The sequence below is a fragment of the Pseudomonas sp. NFPP25 genome (assembly GCF_900116505.1).
GTDB lineage: Bacteria > Pseudomonadota > Gammaproteobacteria > Pseudomonadales > Pseudomonadaceae > Aquipseudomonas > Aquipseudomonas protegens.
Window position 1 is genome coordinate 187,915 of the sequence record NZ_FPBG01000005.1, and the last position, 16,663, is coordinate 204,577.

Sequence of the window (16,663 nt, forward strand, 5' to 3'; positions counted from 1 at the left end):
GCTGTCTTTGGATCGCCCACAAGAGAGCCAACATGAGCCAGACAGCTTTCGATATTCAGCGCGCCGCCGTGATCGGTGCCGGCACCATGGGCCGTGGCATTGTCATGTGCCTGGCCAATGCCGGCCTGCCGGTACTGTGGCTGGACAACAACCCGCAGATGCTCCAGCAGGCCCTGGCGGCGGTGGCGGACACCTATGCCCACAACGTGCGCCAGGGGCGCATCGATCAGGCCGAGGCCGATGCGCGGGTGGCGCGGATCAAGCCGGCGGCGGATTATCCACAGCTCGCCGACGTGGATCTGGTGATCGAGGCGGTCTACGAAAACCTCGAACTCAAGCAGCAGATCTTTCGCCAGCTGGACGCGACCCTCAAGCCCGAGGCGATCCTTGCCAGCAACACCTCGGCCCTGGATATCGACGCGATTGCCGCAGTCACCCAGCGGGCGCCACAGGTACTGGGCCTGCACTTCTTCAGCCCGGCCCACATCATGAAACTGCTGGAGGTGGTGCGCGCGGCCAAGACCGCTCCTGCGGTGCTCGACGCTGCCCTGGCCCTGGGGCAGCGCATGGGCAAGGTCAGTGTCGTGGCGGGCAACTGCTTCGGCTTCATCGGCAATCGCATGCTCAACACCTACGTGCTCGAGGCGCGCAAGATGCTGCTGGAAGGGGCGTTTCCCTATCAGGTGGATGGCGCCTTGCAGGGGTTCGGTTTCGCCATGGGCCCGTTCCGCATGTATGACGTGGTGGGCATCGACCTGGGCTGGCGCGCCCGGCAACTGGACGGTGTGGGCCAGGATGCGCCCGAGGTGCAGATCGACAACCGGTTGTGCGAGTCGGGTCGTTTCGGCCAGAAGAGTGGCGACGGCTACTACCACTACGAACCCGGCAGCCGCCAGGCCGAGCACGACCTGCAGGTGGATGCGCTGGTGCTGCAGGTCAGCGAGGAGCTGGGTTACCGGCGCCGGGACATCGGCTCCGAGGAGATCCTCGAGCGCTGCCTGCTGGCGCTGGTCAACGAAGGTGCGAAGATTCTCCAGGAGGGCATCGCCCAGTCGGCCGCCGACATCGACCGGGTCTATCTCAATGGCTACGGTTTTCCCAAGGAGCAGGGTGGGCCGATGAGCTGGGCGGATGCCCAGGGGCTGGAGCAGGTCCGCCAGCGTTTGCAGCACCTGCAAGCCGAACACGGGGCGCATTGGCGCCCGGCGCAGTTGATCGAGGAACTGGCCGCGGCCGGAAAAGGGTTTGCCCAGGCTTAGCTGCCTGGGGTGAAATGCCGGGCGATCAACCGATCGCCCGGCCTTCAATCGATGGGAGAGAGCCCTGATGTCCGAGCCTATGCCGCAACGCGGCGACTATCGTCATTTCCAGCCGATCATCACCCGCTGGCATGACAACGATGTCTACGGCCACGTGAACAATGTCACCTACTACAGCTTCTTCGACACGGCGGTGAACACCTACCTGATCGAACGGGGCGGGCTGGATATCCATGACGGCGAGGTGGTGGGATTCGTGGTCAGCTCGGCTTGCGATTACTTTGCGTCCATCGCCTTTCCCGAACGCATCGAGATCGGTTTGCGGGTCGGCAAGCTGGGTAACAGTTCAGTGCAGTACGAGCTAGCGGTGTTCAAGGCGGGAGAGGCGGATGCCTGTGCGGCGGGGCGTTTTGTCCATGTGTTCGTGGACCGGGCATCGAACCAGCCGGTGCCGATTCCGCCCGCATTGCGGGCGGCGCTGGAACAGCTGCTGGTGGCGTGAACGTCGATAATCGATCTGGAATCTGGAATCTGGAATCTGGAATCTGGAATCTGGAATCTGGAATCTGGAATCTGGAATCTGTAGCCGCTGCCGTAGGCTGCGATCGGCTCCGCAGGAGACGCTAACCTGTCTCCACGAGCCGCCTGACACACCGCAGCGCCTGCTCTGGCGAGTCCTGCGGCCTCGTTCGCAGCCTGCGGCAGCGGCTACAGGGGATCAGTCGCGGTAGTGGCGGTGCTTGCGATGCCCGTAGGCATGGCCACGGCCACGGTGGCCGTCGCGGTAGTAGCGGCGGTCGTCGCGGCCGCGGTAGTCGCGATCTTCCCGGGCACTTTCATTGCCCATGTAGTTGCCCAGCGCGCCGCCGGCGCCACCGCCTGCCGCTGCGCCGATCAGGCTGCCGGTGTTGCCGCCCATGCTGCGGCCCACCACGTTGCCACCGGCTGCGCCCAGGGCGCCGCCAATGGCTGCCTGGCCACGGCTGCGTTTGTCCGCGCCCACTGCGCTACCGCCGGCGCCGCCCAGGGCCGCACCGATGGCGGAACCGGTATTGCCGCCGATCTGCTGACCGACCACCGAGCCTAGAACCCCGCCCAATGCGCCGCCCACACCTGCTTCAGTGGTGCCTCCGGCAGAGGCGACGCCGCTGACCAGGCCAAGGGACAACAAGAGAATCGAGGAGAACTTCATAGAGGAGCCTCAAAGGGATGACGGCGCGATCCTGAGGCTGTATCGAGGGGCTTACAAACGAAATCCGACGAATAGCACGAATTGTACACAATATCGTAACTTATTGTTTTTAATGCGGAACTTAAGCGATTTTTGCGGGTCTTTAGCTACTTCGGAACGGCCGCTTTGATACAAAAGCGGCCTTTTTTGTGCCTGCGGTTCAAGGCTGCGCAGCGGCTGTCGCCGGCAGGCCGGCTCCTACGATTCACGCGCTAGCCGTAGAAGCTGGCTTGCCAGCGAAGAGGTCCTCAAGCCAGGAATCAGGCCGAGCGAGCCATGATCAGGCCGCTGTCGCTGGCCGCTTCCAGGCGAATGGCGATGAACTTGGAAGTCGGGGTGTGGCTGCCGTCGCCGGTGCTTTCCAGCGGTACCAGGGGGTTCACTTCCGGGTAGTAAGCCGCGGCCTGGCCGGCCGGAATGTCGAAGGCCAGCAGGGTGAAGCCCTTGACCCGGCGCTCGCGGCCGTCGTCCCAGAGCGAGACGATATCGGCCTTTTGCCCCGGCTTGAAGCCCAGGCGGATGATGTCCGCCTCGTTGGCGAACAGCACGTCGCGCTGGCCCTTGACCCCGCGGTAGCGGTCGTCCAGCCCATAGATGGTGGTGTTGTACTGGTCGTGGGAACGCATCGATTGCAGGATCAGGTCCGGCAGTTGGCCGGTGGCCCGGGTGCGCTCGTGGATCAGGTCCCTGGGCAACGAGTTGGCGCGGAAGTTGGCACGCCCCGACGGGGTGTTCCACTGGCGGGCGCCGGCGCTGTTGCCCAGGTAGAAACCGCCAGGATGCTTGAGCCGTTCGTTGAAGTCCTTGAAGCCGGGAATGGTGTCGGCGATCAGGTCGCGGATGCGTCCGTAGTCGGCCGCCAGCCAGTTCCAGTCCACCGGCCGGCTGCCCAGGGTTGCAGCGGCGATACCGGCGAGGATCCAGGGCTCGGAGCGCATCTGTGACGACAGCGGCTGCAACTGGCCGTTGGAGGCGTGGACCATGCTGAAGGAGTCTTCCACGGTCACCGCTTGCGGGCCGCCCGCCTGCTGGTCGATATCGGTACGTCCCAGGCACGGCAGGATCAGTGCGTCCTTGCCGTGGGCCAGGTGGCTGCGGTTGAGCTTGGTGCTGATCTGCACGGTGAGGTCGCAGTTGCTCAGGGCCTGGAAGGTGCGCGGGCTGTCCGGGGTAGCCTGGGCGAAGTTGCCCCCCAGGCCGATGAATACCTTGGAGCGGCCTTCGAGCATGGCGTGGATCGCCTCGACCACGTTGTGGCCGTTGTCCCGGGGGACCTTGAACTGGAAGCGCCGCTCCAGGGAGTCGAGGAAGGCCACTGGCGGGCGTTCGTTGATGCCCATGGTGCGGTCGCCCTGCACGTTGCTGTGGCCACGCACCGGGCACAGCCCGGCGCCGGGCTTGCCGATGTTGCCGCGCAGCAGCATCAGGTTGGCGATTTCCTGGATGGTCGGCACCGAGTGGCGGTGCTGGGTGATGCCCATGGCCCAGCACATGATGACGTTCTTGCCCTTGGCATACATGCGCGCCGCTTGCTCGATCTCCACCAGGGCCAGGCCGGACTGCTCGACGATCTGCTCCCACGGGGTGTCGTCGATGGTGCCCAGGTAGTCGAGCACGTTGGCGGTGTGGGCATTGAGGAAGTCGTGGTCGAACACCGACGCCGCGCCGGCTTTCTGCGCATCGCGCTCCCACTGCAGGAGGAACTTGGCCATGCCCCGCAGCAGCGCCATGTCGCCGCCCAGGGCCGGGCGGAAGTAGGCGGTATTGGTCGGGCGGTTGCCGTTGGTGAGCATCTCGATCGGGCTTTGCGGGTGCTGGAAGCGTTCCAGGCCGCGCTCCTTGAGCGGGTTGATGCACACCACCTGGGCGCCGCGCTTCACTGCTTCACGCAGCGGTTCGAGCATGCGTGGGTGGTTGGTGCCGGGGTTCTGGCCCCAGACGAAGATGGCGTCCGCGTGTTCGAAGTCGTCGAAGGTCACCGTGCCTTTGCCGACCCCGACGCTCTGCGCCAGGGCCACGCCGCTGGCCTCGTGGCACATGTTCGAGCAGTCGGGGAAGTTGTTGGTGCCATAGGCGCGCACGAACAGTTGGTACAGGTAGGCCGCTTCGTTGCTGGCCCGGCCCGAGGTGTAGAACTCGGCCATGTCCGGGCTGGGCAGGTTGTGCAGGTGCCTGGCGATCAGGCTGAAGGCATTTTCCCAACTGATGGGCTGGTAGCGGTCGGTCTCGGCGTTGTAGCTCATCGGCTCGGTCAGCCGGCCCTGGTACTCCAGCCAGTAGTCGCTCTGCTCCAGCAGCGAAGTGACGCTGTGCTTGGCGAAGAACGCTGCGTCCACCCGGCGCTTGGTGGCTTCCCAGTTGACCGCCTTGGCGCCGTTCTCGCAGAACTTGACCATGCCGCTTTCCGGCGAGTCGCCCCAGGCGCAGCCCGGGCAGTCGAAGCCGCCGTTCTGGTTGGTCTTGAGCATCATGCGGATGTTCTTCAGCGCGTTGTCGCTGGTCAGCCACGCCTGGGCCACGCTGATCAGGGCGCCCCAGCCACCGGCGGGTCCCTTGTAGGGCTTGTAGCGGGCTACGGGTTTCTGATCGGCTTGGTTATGTGTACTCACGGGCGACTCTCCATCGCAGGCTGCTGACCCGCAGCGCACGCTCGGCGGCAGGTGGACAAGGTTGAGACGCTGCTCGCGCGACCAGCGTCTGGCCGGGCAAATGCCTTCGCGTACTAGCGTTCGAGGGATGCTGTGGGGCTGGCTGGCAGCGAGTGCGGGTGCCCGTTTCGCCAGGGCTGGCGCCGCGCCGGGGTGACCAGCGGCGTAACGGCTCCCAAGACTAAGCGCGGCAATCTGTCGCGTCTAATTGCTAGTACTGATCTATTGATAGATGGCGTCGATCAAGAATCGCCGAAGGATTGCTGGTAGAGGGCGAAGCAGGCTTGTGCCAGGGCCGAGCGCGGCGCGCTGCGGCGCATGATCAGGCCCAGGCGGGCCAGGGTCTGGGCATCGGCAATGGGTTGCAGGCGCAGGTGCTCGGTGAGGGTTTCCAGGCTGCTGTCCAGAGGCATCACGGCGCAGCACAGGCCGCCATGGACCATCTGCACCAGCTGATGGACGGCGTCGGTCTGCAGCACCGGCTGCGGTTGCAGGCCGCGGATGTGGAAGTTGTGGTCGATGGACTGGCGAAAGTGCATGCCGCTGGTGAGCAGGCCCAGGGGCAGTTCGATCAGCGCCTCCCAGCTCAGGGGCTGCTCGCCGAAGCTGAAGTGCCGGTGGTCGTAGAGCAGGCCCATGTGGGTCGGTTCCAGGGGCAGGGAGTCGAAATTCTCGCTGTCCAGGCGCTCCAGGTAGGAAACCCCGAGGTCCAGGCGATTGCTGGCCAACTGTTCGAGGATCTGTTCCGAGCTCAGGGACGAGAGTTCGAAGCGCAGGTTCGGGTGCTCGGCATGCAGGCGCTGCAGCAGTGGCTGGGGATTGAAACTCGACAGCGGCACCACCCCTACGCGCAGGGTGCCCACCAGGTTGCCGCGGCAGGCGGCGGCCTCGGCCAATAGCCCGTCATGGGCGGTGAGCACGGTGCGGGCCCACGCCAGCACCCGCTCGCCGGGTGCGGTGAAGCCTTCGAAACGCTGGCCGCGCTTGACCAGCGGCAAGTCGAGCTCTTCTTCCAGGCTGCGCAGGCGCATGGAGAGGGTCGGCTGGGTGATGTGGCAGCGCGCGGCGGCTTGGCCGAAATGCCGGGTTTCGTCGAGGGCGATGAGGAATTTCAGCTGCTTGAGGTCCATCTTCGCTCCGGAGCGGCAAAAGGCCGGGATTCTACCGCGGGCCTGTGACCTTGGGTCACTGGTCGCCCGGGAACCTCATCCGGCCAGGCTGGTCTAGTCTTTCGCGTCTGGATCTATCAACCAAGGAGTGTGCGACATGAGCATTTTCAGCTTTGTGAAGGAAGCCGGTGAGAAACTGATCGACCTGTTGACCCCGGGTAACGCCAATGCCAGTGAGCAACTCAAGGAGCACATCGAAAAGGTTGGCCTGGGCAATCCCAATGTTCATGCCACGGTGGAAGGTGACAAGGTGATTGTCAGCGGTGAAGTGGCGAGCCAGGAAGAGAAGGAGAAGATCCTGCTGGCCCTGGGCAACATTTCCGGCGTCGGCAGTGTCGAGGACCAGATCACCGTGACCGGTCCGGCGGTGGTTTCTGCGGTATTCGTCACCGTGAAGAAAGGCGACACCCTGAGCGCCATCGCCAAGGTGCAGTACGGCGATGCCAACAAGTACAACAAGATCTTCGAGGCCAACAAGCCGCTGCTGTCCCACCCGGACAAGATCTACCCGGGCCAGGTGCTGCGTATTCCCGAATGATCGGTTCTCTTCGCGGGCAAGCCCGCTCCCACGGGGTTCTGTAGGAGCGAGCTTGCCCGCGAAGGGCTTCACAAGCCTTCGATCAACGCCCGGTAATCCCCCACCGCCGCGAACTCCGCGGTGTCTTTCGGCCCTCTGCGGCTGTCCGGCTGGCTCACCGCCAGCAACTGCGCCACACCAAAGTCCCGCGCACTGCGCAGGATGGGCAGGGTGTCGTCGATGAACAGGCTGCGGGCCGGGTCGAAGCGGATATCGGCCTGCAAGGCGTCCCAGAACTGTGGGCTTTCCTTGGGGAAACCGTAGTCGTGGGAACTGATCAGGCGTTCGAAGTATGGCGCCAGTTCGATCCGTTCCAGCTTCAATGACAGGGAGTCGCGATGGGCGTTGGTGATCAGGATCACCCGCTTGCCGGCTTGCTTGATGGCTGCAAGAAAGGTGTCTGCGTCCGGACGCAGGGCGATCAGGTGCGCGGTTTCCAGCTTCAACTCGCGCACCGGCAGTTGCAGTTCGGCGCTCCAGAAGTCCAGGCAATACCACTGCAACTGGCCGGCGTTGCGTTCGAACAGGGGCTCCAGCTCCAGCTCGGCCATGGCCCGGCTGACCCCGTGCAGCTCGGCGTAGCGCTGGGGCAGGTGTTCCATCCAGAAATGGTTGTCGTAGTGCAGGTCCAGCAAGGTGCCGTCCATGTCCAGCAGGACGGTATCGATCTGGTGCCAGGGCAGTAGGGCCATCGAACACTTCTCCAGTGGTAAGAAAACAGCCGACCGGCGGGGTCGACAAGGCCAGTGGGGCAGGGAGGCCCGGTCACTAGAACGGATAGAAAGGAGCCGCCTCGAAGAGGACGGTCACACGCAGTAAACAATAGGTTCCGCCGTGGTGCTGTGCACCGGCAATCTGCAACCCAGTCACTTTAAAACAGGCTGTATAGTAACCCGCTATCGCCAAGGAGCCCGCTATGCGCCAGAAACCCACCGTACTCGCCCGCGAGATCGTCGCCACCAGTCGTCTGTTCTGTGTCGAAGAGGTGCAGTTGCGGTTTTCCAATGGCGTCGAACGTACCTATGAGCGCCTGGTGGGCAAGGGCGCCGGCTATGGCGCGGTGATGATCGTGGCAATGCTCGACGCCGAGCATGCAGTGTTGGTGGAGGAATACTGCGGAGGCACCGACGCCTACGAGCTGTCGTTGCCCAAGGGCCTGATCGAGCCGGGGGAGGATGTGCTGGCAGCGGCCGAGCGCGAGCTCAAGGAAGAGGCCGGGTTTGGCGCGCGGCAACTGGAGCACCTGACCGAGCTGTCGCTGTCCCCGGGCTACATGAGCCAGAAGATCCAGGTAGTGCTGGCCACCGATCTGTATGAAGAGCGCCTGGAAGGCGACGAGCCGGAGCCGATGCGGGTCGACAAGGTCAACCTGCGCGAACTGGCGAGCCTGGCGCAGAACCCTCAGTTCAGCGAAGGCCGGGCCCTGGCTGCGCTGTACCTGACCCGCGACCTGCTGAGCCAGCGCGGGGTCTTTCAAGCATGAGCGAGACGTCAATGAATTTTCCCCATCCCTTGCTGGCGCCGGTTGCCGAGCTGGCCCTGCGTGCCGGTGAAGCGATCCTGCCGTTCTGGCGCGCCGATGTGGCGGTCAATCACAAGGCCGACGAGTCGCCGGTGACCGCCGCCGACCTGGCCGCCCATCACCTGATCGTGGCCGGCCTCACGGCCCTGGACCCGAGCATCCCGGTGCTGTCCGAAGAGGATGCGGACATTCCCCAGGCCACCCGCGCCAGCTGGCAGCGCTGGTGGCTGGTGGACCCGCTGGACGGCACCAAGGAATTCATTTCCGGCAGTGAAGAATTCACCGTCAATATCGCCCTGATCGAGCAGGGGCGGGTGGTGTTCGGCGTGGTGTCGATGCCCACCAGTGGCCGCTGCTACCTGGGCGGTGCCGGCCTTGGGGCCTGGCGCGTGGATCGCGGGCAGGCACCGCAGGCGATCCAGGTGCGTGAGCAACCAGGGGCCGGCGAGGCGTTTACCGTGGTGGCCAGCCGCCGGCATTCGAGCCCGGAGCAGGAACGTCTGCTCAGTGGTTTGAGCGCCGCCCTGGGTGAATTGCAACTGGCCAATATCGGCAGTTCGCTGAAATTCTGCCTGCTGGCCGAAGGCGCGGCGGACTGTTATCCACGCCTGGCGCCCACCTCGCAGTGGGACACCGCGGCGGCCCAGGGCGTGCTCGAAGGCGCGGGCGGCGAGGTGCTGGATCTCAGCGGTGCGCCGTTCTGCTATCCACCTCGGGAGTCGTTGCTCAACGGCTTCTTCCTGGCCCTGCCGGCCAAGGCGCCCTGGCGCGCCAAGTTGCTGGAACTGGCCCGCTCCTGATCACCTCGCGGCGACTTGCCTCTGCCACCCTTGTGCAGGAGCCGGCTTGCCGGCGACGGGGCCCTTGGGCCCTGTGCAAGCATTTCCGGCCTCTTCGCTGGCAAGCCAGCTCCTACAGATTTGAGCCGGGTCGCAAACGGGTTAGCGGTGCAGGACGTACTGGCCGGTAAAACGCACGGCGTCTTCTGCGCTGCCGGCATTGACGACCCGGGTGTGCAAGGTCAGCCGGGCACGGCCGTAGCGCTGATACATGGCGAGGAATTTGTTCCAGACCTTGTCATCCGGTGCGGCGCAGATCGCCACGGCGTCGCCGGTCACCGGCAGCGGGTAACTGATCTGGCCTTCCTGGATGACGATGTGCCCGTCATCGATGCCCTGTTCCTTGAGCCGCAGGTGCAGCCAGCCCCAGCCGGCGAGCACCGCACCGCAGTACAGGCTGCCGCCGAACATGGTGCTCTTGTGGTTGACGTTGGCCTCCAGGGGCAAGTGCAGGCGCAACTCTTGCCCCTGCCAGTCGAGCACCTGCAGACCCATGTCCCGTGTCAGGGGGATGTCGTGGTGGAGGATGGATTCCAGGTATCGACTGTCGCGATTCATGCCGGGGCCTCAGGGGTCAAGGGAATAACGGAACGCTTCATTCTGATTCGTCGCCGGGCTGGTTGGCGCCGCCGTCGGCGAAGTTCAAACCGTGCTTGCGCAGCTTGTCGTGCAGGGTCTTGCGCGGAATCCCCAGGGCTTCGGCGAGGCTGCGCATGGAGCTGTGGGGCTGGGCCATTTCAGCGGCGATCAGGGTCTTTTCGAAGTGCTCCACCTGCTCGCTCAAGCCACCTTCGATCAGGCTCGGGGCCGCAGCCGCGAGAGTACCCGGCTCGCTGTTGTCTAGGGCCAGTTCCAGGCCCAGGGCGAAGCGTTCGGCGGCGTTCTGCAGCTCGCGCACGTTGCCCGGCCAGCTGTGGCGCAGCAGCAAGGCACGGTGTCCGGGTTGCAGTTCCTGGGGGGGCAGGCCGTGGCGGGTGCTGGCTTCGTCGGCGAAGTGCTGGAACAGCATCAGCACGTCTTCGCCACGCTCGCGTAGCGGCGGAATGCGCAGCGGCGCGACGTTCAGGCGGTAGTAGAGGTCGGCGCGAAAGCGTCCCTGGTCCGCGGCCTGGCGCAGGTCTTCCTTGGTCGCGGCGATGATGCGGATATCCAGCGGGATCAATTGATTGCCCCCCAGGCGTTCCACCACCCGCTCCTGCAGCAGGCGCAGCAGCTTGACCTGGACATCGAGGCTCATGCTTTCGATCTCATCGAGGAACAGGGTGCCGCCGTTGGCAAATTCGAACTTGCCGATGCGGCGTTTCTGCGCGCCGGTGAAGGCCCCCGGCTCGTGGCCGAACAGCTCGCTTTCCACCACCGATTCCGCCAGGGCCCCGGCGTTGATCGCTACGAACGGCCCGTTGCGCCGTCCGGAGAGATCGTGCAGGGCACGGGCCACCACTTCCTTGCCGGCGCCGGTCTCGCCGAGGATCAGCACATCGGCCCGGGTCGCCGCCAGGGCGCCGATCTGCTGGCGCAGGCGCAGCATCGGCGCCGACTGGCCTACCAGCCGTGCACTGAGTTCCTGACGGTCGCTGAGGGCCAGGCGCAGGCTGCGGTTGTCCAGCACCAGGCGCCGCCAGTCCAGGGCGCGGCGCACACTGTCCAGCAGGGCATCGCTGGCGAAGGGCTTTTCCAGAAAGTCATAGGCGCCGGCACGCATGGCCTGCACGGCCAGGGGCACGTCGCCGTGGCCGGTGATCAGCAGCACCGGCAGTTCCGGGTCCTGGGCATGCAGCTGGTTGAGCAGCTCCAGGCCGTCCATGCCGGGCATGCGGATGTCGCTGACCACCACCCCCGGCCAATCCCGCTCCAGGCGCGGCGCCAGGCCCTGGGCTTCGGCCAGGGACAGCACCTTGAGCCCCGCCAGGTCCAGGGTCTGGCTCAGGGCCTGGCGCAGGTGGGGATCGTCGTCGATCAGCACCACTTGCAACTGAGGATCGAGGCTCTCGGGATGGCTCATCGCTCACTTTCCAGATCGTGTCGGGGCCGGGAGCGCCGGGCCGGACAGGGTTGATATCGGGTTGCCGTTCTGCTTCATACCCCGCGGTCCTCGGAAGGCTGCAGGCTGACCCCGGGGGCCCCGGCCCGCAGGCGCAGGGTGATCAGGGCCCCGCCTTCGCGGTGGTTGGCGAATGACAGTTCACCACCGAAGGCACGCATCAGGGTGTCGCAGATGGCCAGCCCCAGGCCCAGGCCCTGAGTACGGGTCTTGGTGGTGTAGAACGGCTCTCCGGCGCGACCCAGCGCTTCCATGCAGAAGCCCGGACCGTTGTCGCGAATGTACAGGTTGACGCCGGTGGCGGTGGATTCGGCACTCAGCCAGAGTTTGCGCGGGGGGCCTTTTTCGGTCAGGGCATCCAGGGCATTGGCCAGCAGGTTGCCCAGTACCTGGCGCAGGCGGGTTTCCCCGGCTTCGACCCACAGGGTGGCGGCCGGCAGGTCGCGGATCAGTTCCACTTCCATGGCCCGGCGGCGCTTGGCCAGCAGCGCCAGGGCGTCGTCCAGGGCCGGTTGCAGGGCCACGCTTTCCGGGGCGTGGTGATCGCGCCGGGCGAAGGCCCGCAGGTGGGCAATGATCGAGGCCATGCGCCCGGTCAGTTCGCTGATCAGTTTGAGGTTGCCTCGGGCGTCGTCGGTGCGCTGGTGGTCCAGCAGCACTTCGGCGTTCTCGGCATAGCTGCGGATCGCCGCCAGGGGCTGGTTGAGCTCGTGGCTGATGCTGGCCGACATGGTGCCCAGAGCCGAGAGCTTGCCGGCCTGGACCAGGTTGTCCTGGGCCCGCACCAGTTCCTGCTGGGCGGTTTCGCGCTCCAGCACTTCCTGCTTCAGGCGCCGGTTGAGGCTTTCCAGGTCGCTGGTGCGCTCGGCCACACGCATCTCCAGCTCGCGCCGCGCCTTGGCTTCGAAGGCGATCCGCTCCAGGTAGTGGCGGCGGCGCTGCATCATCAGGCCGAGCAACAGCATCAGCACCAGCAGCGCGGCGGCGCCCACGGCCACTACCGTGCGCACCGGCCGGTCGATCAGAGTGCGCGGCGCGAGGATGCTCACGGCCCAGCGGGTTTCGTCGATCTGCTGGGTCTGGGTCAGCCAGGCATTGGGGTTGAGGTTCAGCGGCCTTGGGTCGCGAGTCGGATAGGGCTGGATGGCGACGATCGCCTGGCGTTCCTCGTCGCTCAGCGGCCGGGTCGCGCGAAAGCGCCATTCCGGGCGCGAGGTGAGGATCACCACGCCATTGTGGTCGGTCATCAGCAGCTGTTCCGGGGTCTTTCCCCACAGGCTTTCGGTGTGGTCCAGGTCGACCTTGACCACCAGCACGCCAAGGATCCGCTCGCCATCGCGCACCGCGGCAGCAAAGAAGTAACCGCGCTTGGCCGAGGTGGTGCCCAGGCCGAAGAAGCGCCCCAGGCGCCCGGCCATGGCCTCGCTGAAATAGGGGCGGAAGGCGAAATTGCGACCGACGAAGCTGTCGTGCTTGTCCCAGTTGGAGGCCGCCAGGGTCTTGCCGCTGGTGTCCATCAGGTACATCACCTCGGCGCCGGTCTGGGCACTGATGTTCTTCAGCAGGCGGTTGGCATTGCCCTGGGTCACGCCATCGTCCGGGGCGCCGAGTACCGCGCGCAGTGCCGGCAGGTCGCCGAGGATCTGCGGCAGCACTTCGTAGCGGTGCAGGGTGCCCAGCAGGTTGGCCACGTACAGGTCGAGGGTCTGGCGGTTCTGGCTGGTCAGCTCGTTGCGGTAGTAGCGCTCCGCCAGATGCTCCAGCGGCCACAGCAACGGCGCCAGGCACAGTGCCAGCAAGGCCAGGCTGCGCCAGCGAGGGCGACGGGGAAGGGGTGGGGTCATGGAAAAGGCGCCTGTGGATACAGGCGCATTATGCCTAGCCCTGCTCGGCAAGACACTCGCGCAATGCGGTGTGCCAGTCCGGCTGGACCACGCCCCACTCCCGTGCCAGGCGGCTGCAGTCCAGACGCGAGTTCAACGGCCGCGGCGCCGGTGTCGGGTAAGCGCTGGAAGGGATGGCTTCAAGGACGGCGCAGGGTTTGTCCATGGCCAGCAACTGCTCGCCGATGGCCTGGGCAAAGCCGAACCAGGAAGTCTCGCCGTGGGCGGTGAGGTGGTAGGTGCCCCATGCGCCGGGCTGCCCGGCTCGCCAACGCTCGATCAGCGCCCGGGTGCTGGTGGCGATGGTGCCGGCCCAGGTGGGCGCGCCGATCTGGTCGGCCACCACCCGCAGCTCGGGTTTTTCCTGCAGCAGGCGCTGCATGGTCAGCAGGAAGTTCTTGCCATGGCTGGAATAGACCCAGCTGGTGCGCAGGATCAAATGCTGGCCCTGGACCAGCCGGATCGCCCGTTCGCCGGCCAGCTTGCTCTCGCCGTAGACACTCAGCGGGTTGGGCTCGTCGTCCTCCACATAGGGCGTTTCCTTGCTGCCATCGAACACGTAGTCGGTGGAGTAGTGAATCAGCGGCACACCCAGCTCGAAGGCTTCCTGGGCGAAGATCCCGGGGGCCGTGGCGTTGATCGCAAAAGCCAGGTCCGGCTCGCTCTGGGCCTGGTCGACGGCGGTGTGGGCGGCGGCATTGATGATCAGGTCCGGGCGAATGGCGCGCACTTGCTGGCGGATCTGTTCCGGGTGGCTCAGGTCCAGTTGCTCACGACCAAGGACCACCAGCTCACCGAGGTCGCCGAGGCGCTGCTGCAGCTCCCGGGAGACCTGGCCGTGCTGGCCGCTGATAAGGATTTTCAGAGGAGCGTTCATGGGAACAGATCGGCCTCGGTCAGAAGGGCGCCGGCCTGATCCTTGGCGGACAGTTGCGGGGGCTCGTCGAGCTCCCAGTCGATGGCCAGGGTCGGGTCGTCCCAGCGGATGCAGCGCTCGGCGGAAGGGGTGTAGTAGTCCGTGGTCTTGTAGAGGAACTCGGCGAAATCACTGAGCACCACGAAACCATGGGCAAACCCTTCGGGCACCCAGAGCTGGCGATGATTCTGTGCGCAAAGGCGTACCGCTACCCATTGGCCGAAGTGGGGGGAGCTGCGGCGGATATCCACCGCAATGTCGAGCACCTCGCCCTGGGTCACTCGCACCAGCTTCCCCTGGGTGTTCTGCAACTGATAGTGCAGGCCGCGCAGCACGCCTTTCTGCGAGCGTGAATGGTTGTCCTGGACGAATTGCGCGTCGATGCCGGTGGCCTCGGCAAAGGCCTTGGCATTGAAGCTCTCGTAGAAGAAGCCACGCTCGTCGCCAAAGACCTTGGGCTCGATGATCAGTACGCCGGGCAGGTCGGTGGGGATGACCTTCATTGCGCTTCCCCCGCCAGAGTGAACAGGTACTGGCCATAGCCGGTCTTGCCGAAATAAGCGGCGCGCTCCAGCAGGTGCTCGCGGCTGATCCAGTGGTTCTCGTAGGCGATCTCTTCCAGGCAGGCGACTTTCAGGCCTTGGCGATGCTCGATGGTCTGCACGTATTGCGAGGCCTCCAGCAGGCTGTCGTGGGTGCCGGTGTCGAGCCAGGCAAAGCCCCGGCCGAAGCGCTCCACGTGCAGGTCGCCACGCTTAAGGTAGGCGTTGTTGACGTCGGTGATCTCCAGTTCGCCCCGGGGCGAAGGCTTGACGTCCCTGGCAATCTGCACCACGTCATTGTCGTAGAAATACAGGCCGGTGACCGCGTAGCTGGACTTCGGCTTCTTGGGTTTCTCTTCGATGGACAGGGCACGGCCCTCGCTGTCGAAGTCGATGACCCCGAAACGCTCCGGGTCCTTGACCCAGTAGCCGAACACCGTGGCGCCGCGGGTGCGCTTGGCGGCATCTCGCAGCTGTTCGCCGAAGTACTGGCCGTGGAAGATGTTGTCGCCCAGGATCAGGCACACCGGGTCATTGCCGATGAACTCCTCGCCAATCAGGAAGGCCTGGGCCAGGCCATCCGGCGAAGGCTGTTCGGCATAGCTGAAACGCACGCCGAACTGGCTGCCGTCACCCAGCAGGTTGCGGTATTGCGGCAGGTCCTGAGGGGTGGAGATGATCAGGATGTCCTGGATGCCGGCCAGCATCAGTACCGAGATCGGGTAGTAGATCATCGGCTTGTCGTAGATCGGCAGCAGCTGCTTGGACACACCGAGGGTGATGGGGTGCAGACGGGTGCCGGAGCCGCCCGCCAGAACAATGCCTTTGATCATGCAATCAGATCCTTGATGTCGGTGGAACCCAGGCGTTGGCCCTGGTAGCTGCCGTCTTGTACCCGGCGGCACCACTCGAGGTTTTCCAGGTACCACTGCACGGTCTTGCGCAGGCCACTGGTGAAGGTTTCTTCCGGAACCCAGCCCAGCTCGCGCTCGATCTTGCCGGCGTCGATGGCGTAGCGCAGGTCGTGGCCGGGGCGGTCCTGGACGAAGGTGATGAGGTCGGCGTAGTGAGCCACGCCCTGGGGTTTCTGCGGGGCCAGCTCTTCCAGCAGGCTGCAGATGCCGCGCACCACGTCGATGTTCTTCTGCTCGTTGTGGCCGCCGATGTTGTAGGTCTCGCCGACCGCGCCTTCGGTCATCACCTTGAACAGGGCCCGGGCGTGATCCTCGACATACAGCCAGTCGCGCACCTGCAGGCCGTTGCCGTACACCGGCAGCGGTTTGCCTGCCAGGGCGTTGAGGATCACCAGCGGAATCAGCTTTTCGGGGAAGTGGAACGGGCCGTAGTTGTTGGAGCAGTTGGTGATCAGCACCGGCAGCCCATAGGTACGCTGCCAGGCGCGGACCAGGTGGTCGGATGCGGCCTTGCTGGCGGAGTAGGGCGAGCTGGGGGCGTAGGGCGTGGTTTCGGTGAACAGGTCATCGACGCCATGCAGGTCGCCATAGACTTCATCGGTGGAAATATGGTGGAAACGGAAAGCGGCTTTTTCCGCCTCGGGCAATGCGTGCCAGTAGGCGCGGGTCGCTTCCAGCAGGCTGTAGGTTCCGACGATATTGGTCTGGATGAAGTCGGACGGCCCGTCGATGGAGCGGTCGACATGGGACTCGGCAGCCAGGTGCATGATCGCGTGGGGCTGGAAGCGCGCCAGCACGGCGCTGACGGTGGCCTGGTCGACGATATCGGCCTTGACGAACTCATAGCGGCTGTTGCTGGCGATGCTGTGCAGCGATTCCAGGTTGCCTGCGTAGGTCAGTTTGTCCAGGTTCAGCACTTCGTGTTCCGTGTGCTGAAGCAGATGGCGGACCAGGGCCGAGCCGATAAAACCGGCTCCGCCGGTAACGAGAATGCGCATATTTGGGGCCTGTATCCTTGAAAACGGTCATTTGCTGCGACGAATGCAGCATAGCTTGTCGATAGGACGCCTAGGGTGCAATAGCAACAACCGCTTGATTGCTCTGCGAACCGTCGGAAATTTC

Annotated in this window: 16 protein-coding genes; 5 read left to right on the plus strand and 11 right to left on the minus strand. The window is 65.0% G+C overall.

Translation table 11 applies throughout. The annotated features are described in order from the left end of the window. The first annotated feature begins 32 nt into the window (after positions 1-32). Positions 33-1,259, plus strand: a complete 1,227-nt coding sequence (locus BM382_RS20840; protein WP_019094910.1) for a 3-hydroxyacyl-CoA dehydrogenase — start codon at positions 33-35, stop codon at positions 1,257-1,259. A 67-nt stretch (positions 1,260-1,326) separates the two neighbouring features. Next, on the plus strand, positions 1,327-1,761 hold the full coding sequence (locus BM382_RS20845) for an acyl-CoA thioesterase (RefSeq protein WP_011058669.1): 435 nt from the start codon (positions 1,327-1,329) through the stop codon (positions 1,759-1,761). A 216-nt stretch (positions 1,762-1,977) separates the two neighbouring features. Here the strand turns inward: BM382_RS20845 and BM382_RS20850 are convergent, their stop codons facing one another. From BM382_RS20850 to BM382_RS20860, 3 genes are all read right to left on the minus strand, one after another. Next, positions 1,978-2,451, minus strand: coding sequence for a YMGG-like glycine zipper-containing protein (locus BM382_RS20850; protein ID WP_011058670.1), 474 nt, complete (start codon positions 2,449-2,451; stop codon positions 1,978-1,980). 299 nt (positions 2,452-2,750) lie between these two features. After that, positions 2,751-5,099 carry an FdhF/YdeP family oxidoreductase gene (locus BM382_RS20855; RefSeq protein ID WP_072443788.1) on the minus strand — a complete coding sequence of 783 codons (2,349 nt, stop codon included), beginning with the start codon at positions 5,097-5,099 and terminating at the stop codon, positions 2,751-2,753. Positions 5,100-5,380: 281 nt separating this feature from the next. Continuing rightward, entirely contained in the window at positions 5,381-6,268 is an 888-nt protein-coding gene (locus BM382_RS20860) for a LysR family transcriptional regulator (RefSeq protein WP_015633778.1), read from the minus strand. 136 nt (positions 6,269-6,404) lie between these two features. On the opposite strand from BM382_RS20860, the gene lysM reads away from it, so the two are divergent. Then, entirely contained in the window at positions 6,405-6,845 is a 441-nt protein-coding gene (lysM, locus tag BM382_RS20865; RefSeq protein WP_011058673.1) for a peptidoglycan-binding protein LysM, read from the plus strand. Positions 6,846-6,913: 68 nt separating this feature from the next. Here lysM and yrfG read toward each other — a convergent pair whose 3' ends face one another. Beyond that, positions 6,914-7,576: a GMP/IMP nucleotidase gene (gene yrfG / locus BM382_RS20870; protein ID WP_011058674.1), complete on the minus strand. Its 663-nt coding sequence runs from the start codon at positions 7,574-7,576 to the stop codon at positions 6,914-6,916. A 224-nt stretch (positions 7,577-7,800) separates the two neighbouring features. On the opposite strand from yrfG, the gene nudE reads away from it, so the two are divergent. Both nudE and cysQ read left to right on the plus strand, forming a co-directional pair. After that, positions 7,801-8,367 (plus strand): ADP compounds hydrolase NudE, encoded by a 567-nt coding sequence (gene nudE, locus BM382_RS20875; protein ID WP_011058675.1) that lies wholly within the window; start codon positions 7,801-7,803, stop codon positions 8,365-8,367. An 11-nt stretch (positions 8,368-8,378) separates the two neighbouring features. Continuing rightward, a complete protein-coding gene (gene cysQ, locus BM382_RS20880; protein WP_011058676.1) occupies positions 8,379-9,206 on the plus strand; it encodes a 3'(2'),5'-bisphosphate nucleotidase CysQ in 828 nt (275 codons plus the stop codon). 141 nt (positions 9,207-9,347) lie between these two features. Here cysQ and BM382_RS20885 read toward each other — a convergent pair whose 3' ends face one another. The 7 genes from BM382_RS20885 to rfbB all read right to left on the minus strand — a co-directional run bounded on the left by BM382_RS20885 (position 9,348) and on the right by rfbB (position 16,539). Continuing rightward, positions 9,348-9,803 carry a YiiD C-terminal domain-containing protein gene (locus tag BM382_RS20885; RefSeq protein WP_011058677.1) on the minus strand — a complete coding sequence of 152 codons (456 nt, stop codon included), beginning with the start codon at positions 9,801-9,803 and terminating at the stop codon, positions 9,348-9,350. A 37-nt stretch (positions 9,804-9,840) separates the two neighbouring features. After that, positions 9,841-11,247 carry a sigma-54-dependent transcriptional regulator gene (locus BM382_RS20890; RefSeq protein ID WP_011058678.1) on the minus strand — a complete coding sequence of 469 codons (1,407 nt, stop codon included), beginning with the start codon at positions 11,245-11,247 and terminating at the stop codon, positions 9,841-9,843. A 74-nt stretch (positions 11,248-11,321) separates the two neighbouring features. Continuing rightward, positions 11,322-13,130 (minus strand): sensor histidine kinase, encoded by a 1,809-nt coding sequence (locus BM382_RS20895; RefSeq protein ID WP_011058679.1) that lies wholly within the window; start codon positions 13,128-13,130, stop codon positions 11,322-11,324. Positions 13,131-13,164: 34 nt separating this feature from the next. Further along, entirely contained in the window at positions 13,165-14,046 is an 882-nt protein-coding gene (gene rfbD / locus BM382_RS20900) for a dTDP-4-dehydrorhamnose reductase (protein ID WP_072443789.1), read from the minus strand. Further along, positions 14,043-14,588 (minus strand): dTDP-4-dehydrorhamnose 3,5-epimerase, encoded by a 546-nt coding sequence (rfbC, locus tag BM382_RS20905; protein WP_072443790.1) that lies wholly within the window; start codon positions 14,586-14,588, stop codon positions 14,043-14,045. The genes rfbD and rfbC overlap by 4 nt, the downstream gene beginning before the upstream one ends. Then, positions 14,585-15,460 carry a glucose-1-phosphate thymidylyltransferase RfbA gene (rfbA, locus tag BM382_RS20910; protein WP_072443791.1) on the minus strand — a complete coding sequence of 292 codons (876 nt, stop codon included), beginning with the start codon at positions 15,458-15,460 and terminating at the stop codon, positions 14,585-14,587. Before rfbA ends, rfbC begins: the two co-directional genes overlap by 4 nt. Then, entirely contained in the window at positions 15,457-16,539 is a 1,083-nt protein-coding gene (gene rfbB / locus BM382_RS20915) for a dTDP-glucose 4,6-dehydratase (protein ID WP_011058683.1), read from the minus strand. The genes rfbA and rfbB overlap by 4 nt, the downstream gene beginning before the upstream one ends. Positions 16,540-16,663: the final 124 nt, after the last annotated feature.

Coding starts and splice junctions, on each gene's coding strand:
- yrfG (WP_011058674.1), bottom strand. CDS start 7,576: ATGGCCCTACTGCCCTGGCACCAGATCGATACCGTCCTGCTGGACATG.
- lysM (WP_011058673.1), top strand. CDS start 6,405: ATGAGCATTTTCAGCTTTGTGAAGGAAGCCGGTGAGAAACTGATCGAC.
- BM382_RS20845 (WP_011058669.1), top strand. CDS start 1,327: ATGTCCGAGCCTATGCCGCAACGCGGCGACTATCGTCATTTCCAGCCG.
- rfbB (WP_011058683.1), bottom strand. CDS start 16,539: ATGCGCATTCTCGTTACCGGCGGAGCCGGTTTTATCGGCTCGGCCCTG.
- rfbD (WP_072443789.1), bottom strand. CDS start 14,046: ATGAACGCTCCTCTGAAAATCCTTATCAGCGGCCAGCACGGCCAGGTC.
- BM382_RS20890 (WP_011058678.1), bottom strand. CDS start 11,247: ATGAGCCATCCCGAGAGCCTCGATCCTCAGTTGCAAGTGGTGCTGATC.
- BM382_RS20840 (WP_019094910.1), top strand. CDS start 33: ATGAGCCAGACAGCTTTCGATATTCAGCGCGCCGCCGTGATCGGTGCC.
- BM382_RS20885 (WP_011058677.1), bottom strand. CDS start 9,803: ATGAATCGCGACAGTCGATACCTGGAATCCATCCTCCACCACGACATC.
- rfbA (WP_072443791.1), bottom strand. CDS start 15,460: ATGATCAAAGGCATTGTTCTGGCGGGCGGCTCCGGCACCCGTCTGCAC.
- nudE (WP_011058675.1), top strand. CDS start 7,801: ATGCGCCAGAAACCCACCGTACTCGCCCGCGAGATCGTCGCCACCAGT.
- BM382_RS20860 (WP_015633778.1), bottom strand. CDS start 6,268: ATGGACCTCAAGCAGCTGAAATTCCTCATCGCCCTCGACGAAACCCGG.
- cysQ (WP_011058676.1), top strand. CDS start 8,379: ATGAATTTTCCCCATCCCTTGCTGGCGCCGGTTGCCGAGCTGGCCCTG.
- BM382_RS20850 (WP_011058670.1), bottom strand. CDS start 2,451: ATGAAGTTCTCCTCGATTCTCTTGTTGTCCCTTGGCCTGGTCAGCGGC.
- rfbC (WP_072443790.1), bottom strand. CDS start 14,588: ATGAAGGTCATCCCCACCGACCTGCCCGGCGTACTGATCATCGAGCCC.
- BM382_RS20895 (WP_011058679.1), bottom strand. CDS start 13,130: ATGACCCCACCCCTTCCCCGTCGCCCTCGCTGGCGCAGCCTGGCCTTG.